The organism is Kitasatospora sp. NPDC101157 (assembly GCF_044768255.1).
GTDB lineage: Bacteria > Actinomycetota > Actinomycetes > Streptomycetales > Streptomycetaceae > Kitasatospora.
The window spans coordinates 311,976-327,063 of the sequence record NZ_JBIWPL010000006.1; the positions used below are offsets into that span (position 1 = coordinate 311,976).

Here is a 15,088-nt window from a genome sequence, read left to right on the forward strand (position 1 = left end):
GTTACCCAGCGTCCGCCCTTGGCGCGCTTGCGCTAGGACGTCCTACTTGTTCAGGGTCCACAACCCCGAGGGTGCCGCGTCCGGCTCGCCGTCGGAAGGGTGGGGGTGACGGTCGGCGTGACGCAGCTCTCAATTCGAGCGCCTTCAGGACACCAGCGCACGTTATCCGGGCGGAAGCCCGTACGTAAGGGGGTTCTCGGTATCGGTTTCGGCGACTGTGGCCGGATCACGCCATTACGCCACTGCGAACGATAGGCCTTTTGTAGGGTGATATGGGAGGCTTTGGGCGTGACTGATAACGGACAAATCAGGGTGTTTCTGCTCGATGACCACGAGGTCGTCCGCCGGGGCGTGCACGATCTGCTCTCGGTCGAGGACGACATCGAGATCGTCGGCGAGGCCGGCACGGCCGCCGAGGCGCTCACCCGGATTCCCGCGGTCCACCCCGACGTCGCGGTGCTCGACGTCCGGCTGCCGGACGGCAACGGGGTCGAGGTCTGCCGGGAGGTCCGCTCCCGGCTGCCGGAGATCAAGTGCCTGATGCTGACCTCGTTCTCGGACGACGAGGCCCTGTTCGACTCGATCATGGCGGGCGCCTCCGGCTACGTCCTGAAGGCGATCCGCGGCACCGACCTGATCACCGCCGTCCGGGACGTCGCGGCCGGCCGCTCGCTGCTCGACCCGGTCGCCACCAGCCGGGTCCTCGCCCGGCTGCGCGACGGCGGCGAGAAGGAGGACGAGCGGCTGTCCCAGCTCACCAAGCAGGAGCGGCGGATCCTCGACCTGATCGGCGAGGGGATGACCAACCGTCAGATCGGCAACGAGTTGCACCTCGCCGAGAAGACGGTGAAGAACTACGTCTCCAGTCTGCTCGCCAAGATGGGCATGGAGCGACGCACCCAGGCGGCGGCGTACGTGGCGCGACACCGGGCCGACCACCAGTACTGATTGGAGCCCTGCCACAGTCCTGACGGTTTGTCAAGGGCCCCCACCAAGGGGCCATAACCTCTGCACGTGACTTTCAGCCAGACCCTCGCCTGCGCCCCGGCCCGCCCCGACCTCTCAGCCCCGCCGATAGGGACCCTCAGCCCACCCGTCCCGCGCAGCGCACTCGTCGAGGTCCTGGCCCGCTTCCGGGTGGGACGGCCGCTGACCGCCGAACCGGTCGCCGAAGGCCTGCTGAACCGGGGCTACCGGGTCACCACCGAGACCGGCGCGTACTTCCTGAAGTGCTACGTCGACGCCGCCACCGCCAGCCGCCCGAAGATCCTCGCCCACCACCGCGCCATGACCGACCTGAACGCCCTGGGACTGCCCGTGGCCCCCCCGCTGGGCTGCGCCGGGCGGGGCGGGACGGTGGCGGGCCTGAACGGCCGGATGTTCGCGCTGTTCCCCTGGGTGGATGGCCGACACCGACACGGTACGGAGCTCGACCCGTCGCGGTGCGACGCGCTCGGCACGCTGCTCGGCCGGCTGCACGGCGCGCTCGACGACGTGTGCGCCCCCCTCGACCAGCCCGTCGGCTACCACAGCGCCGACCCCCTCGACAGCGCCGAACTGGCCCGCGAGCTACGGCGCCGCGCCCGCGAGCACCGCCCGTACGGCGAGCTGGACGCCCTGGTCGAACAACGGCTCGACGAACGGCTGGAGCTGCTCGCCGAACACGCCCACCGCCGCCCCGACCCGCTCGACGCCCCGCCCACCGGCTGGACCCACGGCGACTTCCACGGCCTCAACCTGCTGTACGACGGGGGCCCGGACGGCGAGTCGGTCGCCGCCGTGCTCGACTGGGACAAGCTCGGCCCGCAGCCGCGCGCCGAGGAGGCCGTCCGGGCCGCCACCCTGCTCTTCAACGACCGGACCACCGGCACCCTCGACCTGGTCAGGGTCCGCCGCTACTCCCAGGCCTACCGGGCCTCCGGCGCCGCCACCGCCGAGCACCTGGCCGCCGCCGTCCACCGGGTCTGGTGGGAGCGGCTGAACGACTTCTGGATGCTGCAGTGGCGCTACCAGCGGGCCGACCACCGGGCCGACCCGCTGTTCCCCGCCTCGGCGGGACAGTTGGCGTGGTGGTGCCAGGAGTACGAGCAGGTCCTGGACGCCTTCGCCAACTGATCCGTCAGGGGTTGACCGGCGGCGGCAGCGTGCTGCCACCGGCCCCGCCGCCGCTCCCGCCGCCGGTCGGCTTCGTGCTCGGCTTCGGGGTGGTCGAGCTGCCGCCGTCACCGCCCGCCGGCGCGGACGGCGTCGTGCTCGCGCCACTGGTCGCCGTCGCGGTGGAGGTCGGCGTGTGGGTCGCCGTCGGCGTCGGGACCTGGGTGTGCCTGCCCGTCCCCGGCGACGGCGACATGTTGTTGCCGCCGCCCCCGCCGCTCCAGCCGTTCGACCCGTTGTCGGCCGGCTGCGTCGGCCGCCTGCTGCCGGGCAGGGTGGACGGCGGCTGGGGCGACTGCCCGTTCTGGGTGGGCGTGGTCGTCTCGTTGGTGCTGACCACCGGGGCGGGCGTCGAGGGCGTGGTGCGGTCCGTGGTGCCGCCACCGCCGCTGAGCGCGAAGGCGATCCCGGCCCCGGCCGCGACCAGCACGGCGATCCCGCCGGCCACCCAGCCCCACGGCCCGCGCCTGCGGCCGCCGTCCCCGCCGTGGTCGTCCTCGCCGCCACCGCCGTACGACCCGCCGGCGCCCTGGTAGGGCGAGGGGCTGTGCTGGCCGCCCGCCGAGTACGGCAGGACGGAGGTCTGGTCACCCGCCCCGACCGCGCCGAAGGCCTGGGTGGCCGCCGCCTGGTCCGGCCGGAGCACCTGGGTGGCCCCGGTGTCTCCGGGCATCCCGGTCGCGGCACCGACCCAGCCGGCCCCGGCCGCGCCGTGCATCTCGCGCAGCGCGTGCTGCAGGTGGGCGCGGAACTCGTCGGCGTCCTGGAAGCGGTCGTCCGGGTTCTTGGCGAGCGAGCGCAGCACCAGCCCGTCCAGGCCGGCCGGCACCCGGCTGTTGACCTGCGAGGGCGGCACCGGCGGGTCCTGGACGTGCTGGTAGACCACCGAGAGCGGGGTGTCACCGGTGAACGGCGGGCGCAGCGTGAGCAGTTCGTAGAGCATGCAGCCGGCCGCGTACAGGTCGGAGCGGTGGTCGACCGGCTTGCCGAGGGCCTGCTCGGGCGACAGGTACTGCGGGGTGCCCATGACCATGCCGGTCTGGGTCATCGTGGTGGCCCCGCCGGTGAGCGCCCGGGCGATGCCGAAGTCCATCACCTTGACCGCGCCGGTGGTGGTGATGCTCACGTTGGCGGGCTTGATGTCGCGGTGCACGATGCCGTTGCGGTGGCTGTAGGCCAGCGCCTCCAGCACCCCGGCGATGATGATCAGCGCCTGGTCGACCGGCGGCGCCTCCTCGTCCACCAGCAGCTCGCGGACGGTCCGGCCCTCGACCAGCTCCATCACGATGTACGGCGTGGACTCGTCCCCGACGTACTCCTCGCCGGTGTCGTAGACCGAGACGATCGCGTGGTGGTTCAGCGCCGCGACGGCGTGTGCCTCGCGGGTGAAGCGCAGCCGGGCGACGTCGTCCTGCGCCAGCTCGCCGCGCAGCAGCTTGATCGCGACGGTGCGGCCCAGCCGCACGTCCTCGGCGGCGAACACCTCGGCCATGCCGCCGCGGCCGAGCCGGTGGGTCAGCCGGTAGCGGCCGTCGCCGACCGTGCCCAGCGGCACTCCGCGGCCCGGCGTCTGCGGTCCGCCCGCCCCGCCGAAGGGCGGCAGCGCGGAGGTCGCGGCTTCGCTGCCCGGCTCGGGGATCCTCGGCGTGCCGCCGGTCCGTCCGACCACTCGGGCACCCGCCTCGTCGTCCGGCTGCTGCGTCTGTGCCATCGCTCCTCGCCCCGGGCGTTCGCTCGGATCGCGGTGCCCTGTCGCTTACGTATCCCCGAACGCTACCGCTTCCGGCGCGCACCCGTGACACGCGCGGAACGGCGGGAAACGGTCAGAGCAGACCGTTCCGGTCGGCCTGGGGACCCACCACGACGACCGCGGCGGGCCGCTCGGAGTGGAACTTGCCGTTGGTGTCCTTCTCCGCCTTGTTGACCACGATCGCGATGATGATGCCGGCCAGCACCAGCACGCCGACGATGATCGCGATCACCACGAAGGCCGTGGAGCACCCGCCGCCGTTGGGCTTCGGCTGCTGGTACGGCGGCATCGGCTGCGGCCTCGGGGTGTGCATCGGCGGCCGCTGCCCGCCCTGCTGGAGGAACTGCGGCTGCGGCGTGTGCGGGGCCTGCGGACGCGGGGTCTGGTAGGCGGGCGGCGGGGTCTGGTACTGCTGCTGCTGCGGGAACGGGTGCGGCGTCCGCGGCGCCTGCGGGTGCGGTGTCTGGTAGGCGGGCGGCGGGGTCTGGTACTGCTGCTGCCCGCCCTGCTGGAGGTACTGCGGGTGCGGGGTCTGCGGCGCCTGCGGACCGGCGTGCACCGAGCGCGGCCCCTCCTTGATCACCAGCGGGGAGCTGGCCTGCAGCGCGTGCCCGCCACCGCCGCCCTTCAGCTCCGCGATCAGCCGCTCCGCCTCGTCCCGCATCGCGGCCGCGCTCTGGAAGCGGTGCGCCGGGTCCTTGCGCAGCGCCTGCGCGACGTAGGCGTCCACGGCCGGGGTGACCGAGCGGTTGAGGCTGGAGGGGGCGGGCGGCTCCTCCTGGACGTGCTTGTAGGCGATCGAGAAGGCCGAGTCGCCGTCGAAGACCAGCTGGCCGGTGAGCATCTCGAAGAGCATCACGCCGACCGAGTACAGGTCGGAGCGGGCGTCCACCGGCTTGCCGAGGGCCTGCTCGGGCGAGAGGTACTGCGGGGTGCCGACCACCATGCCGGTCTGGGTCATCGAGGTGACGCCGGATTCCAGCGCCCGGGCGATGCCGAAGTCCATGACCTTGACATTGCCCTTGCGGTCGAACATGACGTTGCCGGGCTTGATGTCGCGGTGCACCAGGCCCATGTCGTGCGAGGCCTCCAGCGCGTTCAGCACGCCGACGGTGACCTTCAGGGCCTCCTCGGTGGGCACCGCCCCGTACTGGGCGACCGCCTCGTTGATCGTCTCGCGCAGGCCCTTGCCGTCGATCAGCTGCATGACGATGTACGGCGTGCTGGAGCCGTCGGGGGCGACGTCCTCGCCGCTGTCGTACACCGTGACGATGTTGGGGTGCTCCAGCCGGGCCACGGCCTGGGCCTCGCGGCGGAACCGCTCCTTGAACGAGTCGTCCCGGCCCAGCTCGCTGTGCATGCTCTTCAGCGCGACCTGCCGGTCCAGCACGCTGTCGTACGCGAGGTGCACGGAGGCCATGCCGCCCTCGCCCAGCAGCCGCTGCAGCACATAGCGGCCGTTGCCCAGGGAGAAGCCCTCGACCGCGTTGCCGTGCTCGCTCATGGTCCTCTGCTCCCCCTCGGCGCGGTGGTGCTGCCGCGACCGTGACGTTCGGTCTCGTCCGTACGTGGTGGGCCCGACCCACTGGCCCGGCGATCCCCTGCCGCGGCGGCTCGACCGGCCTGCGACAGGGGTCAGGGTATCGGCTTCCGCCGACGGTGATCGGTCCAGGGCCGATCCTGGCCCCGGACCGTCGGTGCCGTCCTGCGGCGGTGCGGTCCGGGGCGGATCGCCGTGGTACGTCCGGCCCGGGAGCGGGTCCGAGGGCCTACAGGTACGGGCCGGAACGGATCCCGCGGCCGTGACCCGGATCCTCCTCGTCCAGGTCGCCGGCGTGCGAACCGGGCGGCAGCGCGCGCCGCATCTGCTCCAGCTGCGCCCGCGCGGCCATCTGCTGGGCGAACAGGGCGGTCTGGATGCCGTGGAACAGGCCCTCCAGCCAGCCCACCAGCTGCGCCTGGGCGATCCGCAGCTCGGCCTCGGTCGGGATGCTGTCCTCGGTGAAGGGCAGCGAGAGCCGCTCCAGCTCGGCGACCAGCTCCGGGGCCAGCCCGAGCTCCAGTTCCTTGATCGAACTGGCGTGGATGTCCTTCAGCCGGGCCCGGCTGGCCTCGTCGAGAGGCGCCGCCCGGACCTCCTCCAGCAGCTGCTTGATCATGCTGCCGATGCGCATGACCTTGGCGGGCTGCTCGACCATCTCGGTCACCGGGAGTTCGCGGGGCATGTCCGCCTCGTCGTCCCCCTCCATCGTTGCGCCGGCGAACCCCTGGCCCACGGGCAGTCCGTCCGGTCCGACGATCAGCACCTTCTGGCCGTCCTGCGACTGCCCGCCGGCGGCCCGGAAGGGCTCCTGCGACGAGCGCTCGTTCATCGGATTCGTCATGAACAACATTCTCTCTCACTGGGGTTGGTCGGGCGGAAGCCCCCGTTCGCCCCGCCGTCCTGCGCCACCCGTGACGACGGTACGCCGCCGCGGTCGTCCGGGGAATCCGTACGGGTACTCAGTTCCGGGGCCGCTACGGCCGCCCGCCCGGCACGGGACCGGCCGCCACGGCGACGCAGGACCCGCACCGGGCGCGGGCCGCCCGGCCCCGGAACCCGCACCGAATCTCCACGCCGCCCGTCGGCCGGGAGCCCGTCGGCCGGGTGCCCGTCGGCCGGGTGCCCGTCGGCCGGGTGCCCGTCGGCCGGGTACCGTCGGCGGGCCTCAGCCCTTCCGCAGCCGCACGCCGATCAGCCCCAGGCCGCAGCCGATCAGCCCCAGGCCCACGCCCAGCGGCAGCTGGAGGGTGGAGGGGTCCTGCCAGTGGGCGGGGAGGACCGCCGGGACGGAGGCGACTGCCACGGGCCGGCCGGAGGCCGCCGTACCGGCGCCCTGGTCGGCGGCGGGAGCCGCGGCGTCCACGTCGGGGTCCGGGCCCGGCTGGTCGGCCGAGCCGTCCTGGCCCTGCCCGGGCGACTGCTCGACTGCCTGGTCCCGGGCCTGGTCCCGGGCCTGGTCCGGCGCCTGACCGGGTGCTCGAACGGGCGCCTGGTCCGGCGCCTGCTCCACGGTCGCGTCCTGGCGTTCCGGTGCCGAGGAGGGGTGGTGGTGGCGCGCCCGCAGCTCGGAGAAGTCCGGGTGGGACCGGCCGGGCACCGCGTGCTCCGGCGGCGCCGCGTGGGGTGACGACCCGGAGGCCCAGCTCGGACCGGCCTGCTCGTCGGCCCAGGCCGAGGAGTCCGGGCCCGGGGAATCCGAGCCCGGGGAGCCCGGCCCCCAGGAATCCGGCCCCGACGAGTACGGCCCCGAGGAGTACGGCCCCGAGGAGTCCCGCACGGGGGAATCCGGCCCGGGCGAGTCCGGGGCCGGGGAGTCCGCCGCCGGGGCCGAGGCGCCCGGCGACGGCTCCGCCACCGCCGTGGTCACGGCGGCCAGCGGAAGCGCCAGTCCCAGCACGGCCGCGGCGAGCAGCTGCCTGGAACGGCGGGTACGACGGTGGTGCAGCGCGGTGGGCAGCGGCGCGGTGGGCAGCGGCCCGAGGACGTCGTGCGGAGTTGCGGCCACGGTCGGAGTCCTTCCGACGGCCGACCTCGCCCGGCGGCGGGATCGGCGGCGGGACAGCTCCGGACCAGCCTCACACAATCCGGCAATCGCGGCATTTCGGTCGCCCGCGCCGCACCGCTCAGGCCGTCAGCACGACCTTCCCGACCTGCTCCCCCGACTCCAGCACCCGGTGCCCGGCGGCGGCGTCGGTCAGCGGCAGCACCCGGTCCACCACCGGCTTCACCACCCCGGACTCGACCAGCGGCCACACGTGCTCCCGCACCGCCGCCACGATCGCCGCCTTCTCCGCCAGCGGCCGTCCGCGCAGGTTGGTGGCGATCACCGCCGCCCGCTTGCGCAGCAGCGTGTTGAGGTCGAGTTCGCCCTTCACCCCGCCCTGCAGCCCGATGACCACCAGCCGCCCGTTGACCGCCAGCGCGTCCACGTTCCGCTGCAGGTACTTGGCGCCCATGATGTCCAGGATCACGTCCGCCCCGGCCCCGCCGGTGGCCTCCCGGAGCACCTCGACGAAGTCCTGCTCGCGGTAGTCGATCGCGATGTCCGCGCCCAGCTCGGTGCACCGGGCCAGCTTCTCCGGGCTCCCCGCCGTGACCGCCACCCGCGCGCCGACCGCCTTGGCCAGCTGGATCCCCATCGTGCCGATCCCGCTCGCGCCGCCGTGCAGCAGCACCGTCTCGCCCGGCCGCAGGTGGGCCGTGAGGAAGACGTTGGACCACACCGTGCAGGCCACCTCCGGCAGCGCCGCGGCCTGCTCCGGGCCCATCCCCTTCGGCAGCGGCAGCAGCTGCCCGCTCGGCACCGCGACCCGCTGGGCGTAGCCGCCACCGGCCAGCAGCGCGCACACCTCGTCGCCGACCGCCCAGCCGGCCGCCCCCGGCCCGAGCGCGACGATCCGCCCGGCGCACTCCAGCCCCGGGTAGGGCGAGGCGCCGGGCGGCGGGTTGTAGAAGCCCTGCCGCTGGAGCAGGTCGGCACGGTTGACGGCGGTGGCCGCCACCTCGACCAGGACCTCGCCCTCGCCCGGCACCGGATCGGGCACCTCGGCCCACACCAGTGCCTCGGGGCCGCCGGGTACGGGAATCGTCATCGCATGCATGCCCCGAACCTACTGCGCCGCACGGCGGTCCGGGCCCCAGGCCCCGCCCTACGCCGTCGACTTGATGACGATCACCCGGTCGGTGAGCTGCAGCACCGCGGCCTCCGGCTCGTTGTAGTTGAGCACCCGCCGCCCACGCACCACCGCGACCACCAGGTCCTCGCACTCGCGCGGTCCGTGCCCCGCCTCGGCCCGGGTGACCGGGCGTTCGACCACGTCCAGCCCGTTCCCGTACGTCAGCAGGTCCTCCATCACGGCCCCGGCGTGCGGGCTGAGCATCGACAGTCCGAGCAGCCGCCCGGCCGAACTGGAGCTGGTGACCACCACGTCGGCGCCGCTCTGCCGCAGCAGCGGCGCGTTCTCGTCCTCCCGCACGGCCGCGACCACGGTGGCGCCCTTGTTCAGCTGGCGCGCCGTCAGGGTGATCAGCACGGCCGTGTCGTCCCGCTCCGGGGCGACCACGAGCCGGGCCGCGGTGGGCACGGCGGCCCGCACCAGGGTGTCGGTCCGGGTCGCGTCGCCCACCACGCCGACCAGGCCGTGCTGCGAGGCCTGCTCGATCACCTTGCGCTGGGGGTCGACGACGACGATGTCCTCCTTCTTCACCCCCTGCCCGAGCAGGGTGTCGACGGCGCTGCGCCCCTTCGTCCCGAAGCCGATGACGACGGTGTGCTCGCGCACGGTGGACCTCCAGCGGTTCAACCGCCATTGCAGGCGGGTCCGTTCGGTGAGCACCTCCAGGGTGGTGCCGACCAGGATGATCAGGAACAGCACGCGCAGCGGGGTGATCACGAAGATGTTGGTGAGCCGGGCGCCGTCGCTGTACGGGGTGATGTCGCCGTAGCCGGTGGTGGAGAGCGTCACGGTGGCGTAGTAGGCGGCGTCCAGGAAGCTGAGGTCGCCGCCGGCGTTGTCGTGGTAGCCGGACCGGTCCAGGTACACGATCACCGAGGTGGCGACCAGAACGGCGAGCGCCAGCAGCAGCCGCGAGCCGACCTGCCGCACCGCGGGCGCCGCACGCCGGGCGGGCAGCACGATCCCGGCGTCCGCCCACGGCTCCGTCCCCGGCGCCGAGAGGCGGCGAAGACGGTTCACGGGGTGTCCACCAGCTCGACGGCCTCGCCCGCCGCCGCCCCGCCGGGCGGCAGCACCGCCAGCGCCTCGGCCCGGGCGAGGCCGCGCAGCATCGCGGGCCCGTCGAAGGCGAGCGGTACGACCCCCTCGGGGGTGCGCCGCACCGGCTGGAGCCGGGTGTCCACCGGGTGCCCGGGCAGCGGGACGGCCGCGGGGGCGAGCGCGGGGCCGGCACCGGCCCGGCCGCCACGGGCGTGCAGCAGCGGCAGGGCGAGCGTGACCATCCCGGCGACGGCGGCCAGCGGGTTGCCGGGCAGGCCCACCAGGTGGCGTCCGCCGGGGAGTTCGGCCAGCAGCATGGGGTGTCCGGGCCGGACGGCCACGCCGTCCACCAGCAGCCGGGCGCCGACCTCGGCGAGTGCCCGGTGCAGGAAGTCCACCGGTCCGGCGGCCGTCCCGCCGGTGGTGACCACGACGTCGGCGGTGGAGTGCCGCAGGGCGTCCCGCAGCAACCCGAAGTCATCACGGACGTAGCGGACTTCGGCCACCTCCGCACCGGCCGCCCGCAGCCAGGGCGGCAGCAACGGGCCGAGCGCGTCCCGGACCAGCCCCGGACCGGGGATCCCGCTGTCGAGCAACTCGTCTCCCAGCACGAGCAGTTGGACCACGGGGCGGCGGCGCACGGCAAGCCGGTCGTGCCCGCAGGCGGCGGCCAGGCCGAGCACGGCCGGCCCGACCACCGTCCCGGCCGGCAGCAACTCCTCGCCCCGGCGGCACTCCTGGCCGCGCGGACGGACGTCCTGGCCGGTCGTCAGCTGCTGCGGCCCCCGGTCGTGGAGCAGGGCGCCCTCCGCCACGCCGTGCTCGCGGCGCAGTACGGCCGTGGCTCCGGGCGGCAGTTGGGCGCCGGTGGCGATCTCGACCGCACTGCCGTCGGCCAGCGGCGCCACCGGGGTGCGGCCGGCCAGCACCCGCCCGGCGACCCGCCAGGGCCCGGGCCCGGCGACCGCCCAGCCGTCCATCGCGGAGGTGTCGAAGGCGGGCAGGTCGGTCAGCGCGCCGAGCGGCTCGGCGAGGACGTGCCCGAGCGCCGCGGCCAGCGGCAGCCCGACCACCGGCAGCGGGCGCAGCCCGGCCCGGCGCGCGGCCTCCCGGGCGTGCGGCCAGCTCAGCACACCGGGACGGCCGGCCGGAACGGTCACGGTGGCCCGTCCGACCGTGCTCACGGCTCCTCCGGGCCGTCAGCGGGCTTCCACCGCTCGGCGAGCGCGGTGGTCCGACGGGACGCCTCGGCGACGGCCTCCGGTCCGCCGCCCTGCTGCGCGGCCGCGTAGCCGATCAGGAAGGCGGTCAGCGGCGCGGCGGGCCGGGCCACTCCGTGCGCGACCACCCGGGTCATGTCGAGCAGTCCCCGGACGTCCACGTCCAGGTCGATGCCCAGGTCGGCCTTGACCTCGGCGATCCAGTCTTCCAGCGTGCGCTCCATGCGCCCATGCTGCCCGATCAGCGGTTTCCCCGTGGTGTTCGCCCCGTGTGCGGCGCGCGTCGTCTCCCTCACGGCCCGGGGGCGGCCCCGGTGAGGTTCCCGCCCCGCTGCCCGGTCACCGCCGCCTCCCCCGTCCGGCGGCGGCCGACCGCGGTGCGGCCACCTGGCACGAGCCGCCCCGTCCGCGACGGCCGCGACACCCCACGGGCCCCACCCGCCGGAGACGCTCAGGACCGGTCGCGTTCCCTCGCCTGTTCCAGGTCCTCCCAGGTGTCGCAGTCGTACGCGACGTTGTCCGTGTCGGCCACCCGCAGCCGCGTCAGCCCGCCGACGAGGCGGCGCAGCGGCTGTCCGGCCGGGTCGCCGAGGGCGGCCAGGGCGGCGCGCAGCGGGGCGGTGCGGTACGCGGCGGTGAGCGGCTGGTCGCGTCCGCCGGCGTCGACCAGGACGGCGGCGTCCGCGCGCGGTCCGGCCTCGCCGAGGGCGGCTGCCAGCCGTTCCACCGTCCGCCGGTCGAGGAAGGGCAGGTCCGCGGCGAGCAGCAGCACGGTGTCCGCGGTGACCAGGTCGAGCCCGGCCGCGACGGCGGCGACCGGCCCGCCGCCGGTCGGCTGCTCCCTGGTCCACCGGACGCCCTCGCGGGCGGTCGGCCGGGCCGGGCCGACCACGACGGTGGTCCGGGCGCCCGCGCAGGCGGCGAGCACCCGGTCGAGCAGGGTGCTCTCCCCCACGGTCAGGCCGGGTTTGTCGGCCCCGCCGAGTCTCCGGGCCGCGCCGCCCGCCGGAACGATCACGTCGTACGGCGTCGTCATGCGGCCAGTATCCCGCCCTACTCGCCGTCCCTTTCCTCCGAGTTCTCCGCGTCCTCCTCCACCGCGTCCTCCCCTGCGGTTCCGGCCGCCGGGGAGGCGGTCCGGGCGGTGTTCGCGGCCGCGCCCAGCTGCAGGAAGGACGGCAGGGTCAGCTCCCCGTACCGCTCGTTCATCGCGGTGATCAGCGCCTCCGGGTCGTCCGGGTGCTCGGCCAGCAGCCGGTCGAAGTCGCGCAGGTACTCCCCGGTGAAGGCGAGCACCCGAGCGGCGTCGTCCCCCTGTTCGGGGGCGCGGTGTCCGGCGATGACCCGGTCGACGCCGAGGTCGGCGATCCGGTCGAGGTTGTGGCCCCAGGTGGTGCGCTGGGCCGGGGTGGTGTCGGCCGTCCACGCGTGGGTGCCGTTGCAGACGAAGTCACCGGCGATCACGGTCCGGCTGCTCGGCACGTGGACGACCGTGGAGTCCCCGCAGTCGGCCTGGCCGAGCAGCAGCACCGGGATCACCTGGCGGTCGAGCATCAGCGGCTGGGGCAGCAGCGGGGCCGGGACCAGCGGGTGGTCCGGGATGTCGTCGCCGTAGACCGGCTTCCACTGGGCGACCTTGGCCGCGACGGTGCGCCGGATGCCCTCGACCACCGCCGGAGCGGCCAGCAGCTGGGCGTCCGGGAAGAGCCTCAGCACCTCCTCGGCGCCGAAGTAGTGGTCGGGGTGCTGGTGGGTGACCACGATGGCGAGCAGCCGACGGCCCTTGCCCGCGACCCACTCGGCCAGCTCGCGTCCGGCGCTGCGGGTGAGCTGGGCGTCCACCAGGATCGCGGTCCGCTCGCCGAGGATCAGCGTGGAGGTGGCGAAGAAGGCGGATTCGGGCCCGGTGAAGACGGCGATCTCCAGCGGCCGGGCCGTCTGCCCGGCGTCACCGGCGGCGGCCGCGACGGGCCCGACGGGCTCGACGTCCGCCCGTTCCGCGCCGGAGTTCTCCTCGGGCGGGGACGACGTCACGGGCTTCTCCCTCTGCTCGGCGGTCGGACTTCCTGCGCCCTACAGCATGGGAGAACCGGCGACCGATCGCACGGGAGGCGCGCCCGTCGGGGCGCGCCCCGGGCGTGTCACGCCGCGGCCCGGGCGGCCAGCTCCTTGCCCCGGCGGGCGGCCAGCTCCAGGGCCCGCGCCTTGGACTCGACGGCGGCCGGGACGAACTCGGCCAGCGCCGGGACGGAGGCCGCCAGGGTGAACTCCGGGACGATGAACTCGACCTCCAGCCCGAGCCCGCCACCCAGCACCTTCTCCAGGTAGGTGGTGACGAACTCGAACGGCTCGCGCGGCGCGCCGGGGACGTACGAGCCGCCGCGGGAGGCGACGACGGTGACCGGGGTGCCCTTGGCGGAGGGGTCGTCGCCGGCCGTGCGGCCCATCAGGATCACGTGGTCCAGCCAGGCCTTGAGGGTCGAGGGGATTGTGAAGTTGTACATCGGGGCGCCGATCAGCACCGCGTCGGCGGACTCCAGCTCGGCCATCAGCCGCTCGCGCAGCGCGAAGGCGGCGGCCTGCTCGGCGTCGCGCGCCTCGGCCGGGAGGAAGCCGGCGGTGATCCCGGCGGCGTCCAGGTGCGGGACCGGCTCGACGGCGAGATCGCGGTGGATCACCGTGCCGCCGGGGTTCTCGGCCTCCCAGGCGGCCCGGAAGGCGGCCGTGACCTCACGGGAGACGGAGCCGTCGGTGAGCGCCGAGGAGTCGATGTGCAGGAGCGTGGGCATGACGGGACCTCCAGAGAATAAGCAGCTGCTGTTTCCGCTGCAGCTGTAAGTAAGGTAGCAGCTTACTTTTCTGCAGTCACTAGTGACGGGTCGAGTACGCTGGACCCATGGCCGAGCACGAGGTAGTCACCGACGCAGTCCCGACCGGCGTCGACCCGTGCGCCGCCCCCGCGGGCCCCGGTGGCTGCGGCAACGTCGACCTGGCCCTCAACCGGGTGTTCACCCTGCTCGGCAAGCGCTGGACCGGCATGCTGCTGGGCGTGCTCAACAACGGCGGCCCGGCCTACTTCTCCGAGCTGCGCCGCGCCGTCCCGGGCATCAGCGAGCGCATGCTCTCCGACCGGCTGACCGAACTGACCGAGGCCGGACTGGTCGTCCGCGAGGTCGACCCCGGGCCCCCGCTGCGCGTCAGCTACCGCCTCACCGAGGGCGGCGTCGCCCTGAAGCCGGCCCTCACCGAACTGGCCGTCTGGGCCGACCGCTACCTGCCGGAGAGCGCCCTCCGGGGCGGCTGCTGACCGGCGCCCCGACCGGCCGCGCCCGGCCCGGCCCCGACCGGCCCCGCACATGCCGAAGGGGCCCGCCCTCCGTTGAACGGAGGGCGGGCCCCTTCGGTACGTCGGCCCTTCGGCAGGTCGGCTCAGTGCGCGGCGGCGCCACCACGCAGGCGGGCCACCCGGTCGCCGATGCCCCAGGTGGTCACCCGCCAGAGCGCCTCGACCACGATGTTGCGGCTCATCTTGGACGCGCCGAGCTCGCGCTCGACGAAGGTGATCGGCACCTCGGCGACCTTGAAGCCCGCCTTCACCGTGCGCCAGGCCAGGTCGACCTGGAAGCAGTACCCGGCCGAGGCCACCTCGTCCATGCCCAGGCCCAGCAGGGTCTCCTTGCGGAAGGCCCGGTAGCCGCCGGTGACGTCCCGGATCGGCACGCCCAGCATCAGCCGCGAGTACGTGGAGCCGCCGCGGGAGAGCAGCAGGCGCGACTTCGGCCAGTTCACCACCCGGCCGCCCGGCACCCAGCGCGAGCCCAGCACCAGGTCGGCGCCGCGCAGCGCGTTCAGCAGCCGGTCCAGTTCCTCGGGCTGGTGCGAACCGTCCGCGTCCATCTCGACCAGGACGTCGTAGCCGTTGTCGATGCCCCAGCGGAAGCCCGCGAGGTAGGCGGCGCCCAGGCCCTCCTTGCCCTTGCGGTGCATGACGTGCACGTTCCGGTCCTCGGCGGCCAGCTTGTCGGCCAGCTCACCGGTGCCGTCGGGGCTGTTGTCGTCGGCGACCAGCACATGCGCCTCGGGCACCGAGGCGCGGACCCGGCCGACGATCCGCTCGACGTTCTCCGCCTCGTTGTAGGTCGGGATGATCACCAGGACCCTGCCGAGATCAGCAAAACTCTGCTGGTTCACGGTCACGTACAAA

The 15,088-nt window shown here is 74.4% G+C and carries 13 protein-coding genes and 2 pseudogenes; 3 read left to right on the top strand and 12 right to left on the bottom strand.

Annotated elements, in window-relative coordinates; all coding sequences use genetic code 11:
- The first annotated feature begins 288 nt into the window (after window positions 1-288).
- The gene (locus ACIRVF_RS16525) at window positions 289-948 is read left to right on the top strand and encodes a response regulator (protein WP_402817375.1); all 660 of its coding nucleotides are present in this window, start codon (window positions 289-291) and stop codon (window positions 946-948) included.
- 66 nt (window positions 949-1,014) lie between these two features.
- On the top strand, window positions 1,015-2,115 hold the full coding sequence (locus ACIRVF_RS16530) for a phosphotransferase (protein ID WP_402817377.1): 1,101 nt from the start codon (window positions 1,015-1,017) through the stop codon (window positions 2,113-2,115).
- Window positions 2,116-2,119: 4 nt separating this feature from the next.
- Here the strand turns inward: ACIRVF_RS16530 and ACIRVF_RS16535 are convergent, their stop codons facing one another.
- The 11 genes and pseudogenes from ACIRVF_RS16535 to ACIRVF_RS16585 form a co-directional block, all read right to left on the bottom strand.
- A complete protein-coding gene (locus tag ACIRVF_RS16535; RefSeq protein ID WP_402817379.1) occupies window positions 2,120-3,865 on the bottom strand; it encodes a protein kinase in 1,746 nt (581 codons plus the stop codon).
- Window positions 3,866-3,977: 112 nt separating this feature from the next.
- Window positions 3,978-5,408, bottom strand: coding sequence for a protein kinase (locus ACIRVF_RS16540; RefSeq protein WP_402817381.1), 1,431 nt, complete (start codon window positions 5,406-5,408; stop codon window positions 3,978-3,980).
- A gap of 265 nt (window positions 5,409-5,673) precedes the next feature.
- Complete coding sequence (locus ACIRVF_RS16545) at window positions 5,674-6,288, bottom strand: bacterial proteasome activator family protein (protein WP_402817383.1); 615 nt, start codon at window positions 6,286-6,288, stop codon at window positions 5,674-5,676.
- A 324-nt stretch (window positions 6,289-6,612) separates the two neighbouring features.
- The gene (locus ACIRVF_RS16550; RefSeq protein ID WP_402817385.1) at window positions 6,613-7,452 is read right to left on the bottom strand and encodes a hypothetical protein; all 840 of its coding nucleotides are present in this window, start codon (window positions 7,450-7,452) and stop codon (window positions 6,613-6,615) included.
- Between the two features lie 118 nt (window positions 7,453-7,570).
- On the bottom strand, window positions 7,571-8,548 hold the full coding sequence (locus tag ACIRVF_RS16555; protein WP_402817387.1) for an NAD(P)H-quinone oxidoreductase: 978 nt from the start codon (window positions 8,546-8,548) through the stop codon (window positions 7,571-7,573).
- 48 nt (window positions 8,549-8,596) lie between these two features.
- Entirely contained in the window at window positions 8,597-9,643 is a 1,047-nt protein-coding gene (locus ACIRVF_RS16560; RefSeq protein WP_402817389.1) for a potassium channel family protein, read from the bottom strand.
- Window positions 9,640-10,848: a molybdopterin molybdotransferase MoeA gene (locus ACIRVF_RS16565; RefSeq protein ID WP_402817391.1), complete on the bottom strand. Its 1,209-nt coding sequence runs from the start codon at window positions 10,846-10,848 to the stop codon at window positions 9,640-9,642. The genes ACIRVF_RS16560 and ACIRVF_RS16565 overlap by 4 nt, the downstream gene beginning before the upstream one ends.
- Window positions 10,845-11,126, bottom strand: a pseudogene (locus tag ACIRVF_RS16570) (DUF6457 domain-containing protein); the annotation flags it as partial. The gene ACIRVF_RS16565 and the pseudogene ACIRVF_RS16570, both read right to left, overlap by 4 nt.
- Before the next feature lie 219 nt (window positions 11,127-11,345).
- A pseudogene (locus ACIRVF_RS16575) lies at window positions 11,346-11,920 on the bottom strand (molybdenum cofactor guanylyltransferase); the annotation flags it as partial.
- A gap of 17 nt (window positions 11,921-11,937) precedes the next feature.
- Window positions 11,938-12,918 (bottom strand): MBL fold metallo-hydrolase, encoded by a 981-nt coding sequence (locus tag ACIRVF_RS16580; RefSeq protein WP_402817393.1) that lies wholly within the window; start codon window positions 12,916-12,918, stop codon window positions 11,938-11,940.
- 107 nt (window positions 12,919-13,025) lie between these two features.
- Entirely contained in the window at window positions 13,026-13,673 is a 648-nt protein-coding gene (locus ACIRVF_RS16585) for an FMN-dependent NADH-azoreductase (protein ID WP_402817395.1), read from the bottom strand.
- Window positions 13,674-13,780: 107 nt separating this feature from the next.
- Between ACIRVF_RS16585 and ACIRVF_RS16590 the strand changes: the two genes are divergently transcribed.
- Window positions 13,781-14,191, top strand: a complete 411-nt coding sequence (locus tag ACIRVF_RS16590) for a winged helix-turn-helix transcriptional regulator (RefSeq protein WP_402817397.1) — start codon at window positions 13,781-13,783, stop codon at window positions 14,189-14,191.
- A 122-nt stretch (window positions 14,192-14,313) separates the two neighbouring features.
- On the opposite strand, the gene ACIRVF_RS16595 is transcribed toward ACIRVF_RS16590, so the two are convergent.
- Complete coding sequence (locus ACIRVF_RS16595; RefSeq protein WP_402817399.1) at window positions 14,314-15,081, bottom strand: polyprenol monophosphomannose synthase; 768 nt, start codon at window positions 15,079-15,081, stop codon at window positions 14,314-14,316.
- Window positions 15,082-15,088: the final 7 nt, after the last annotated feature.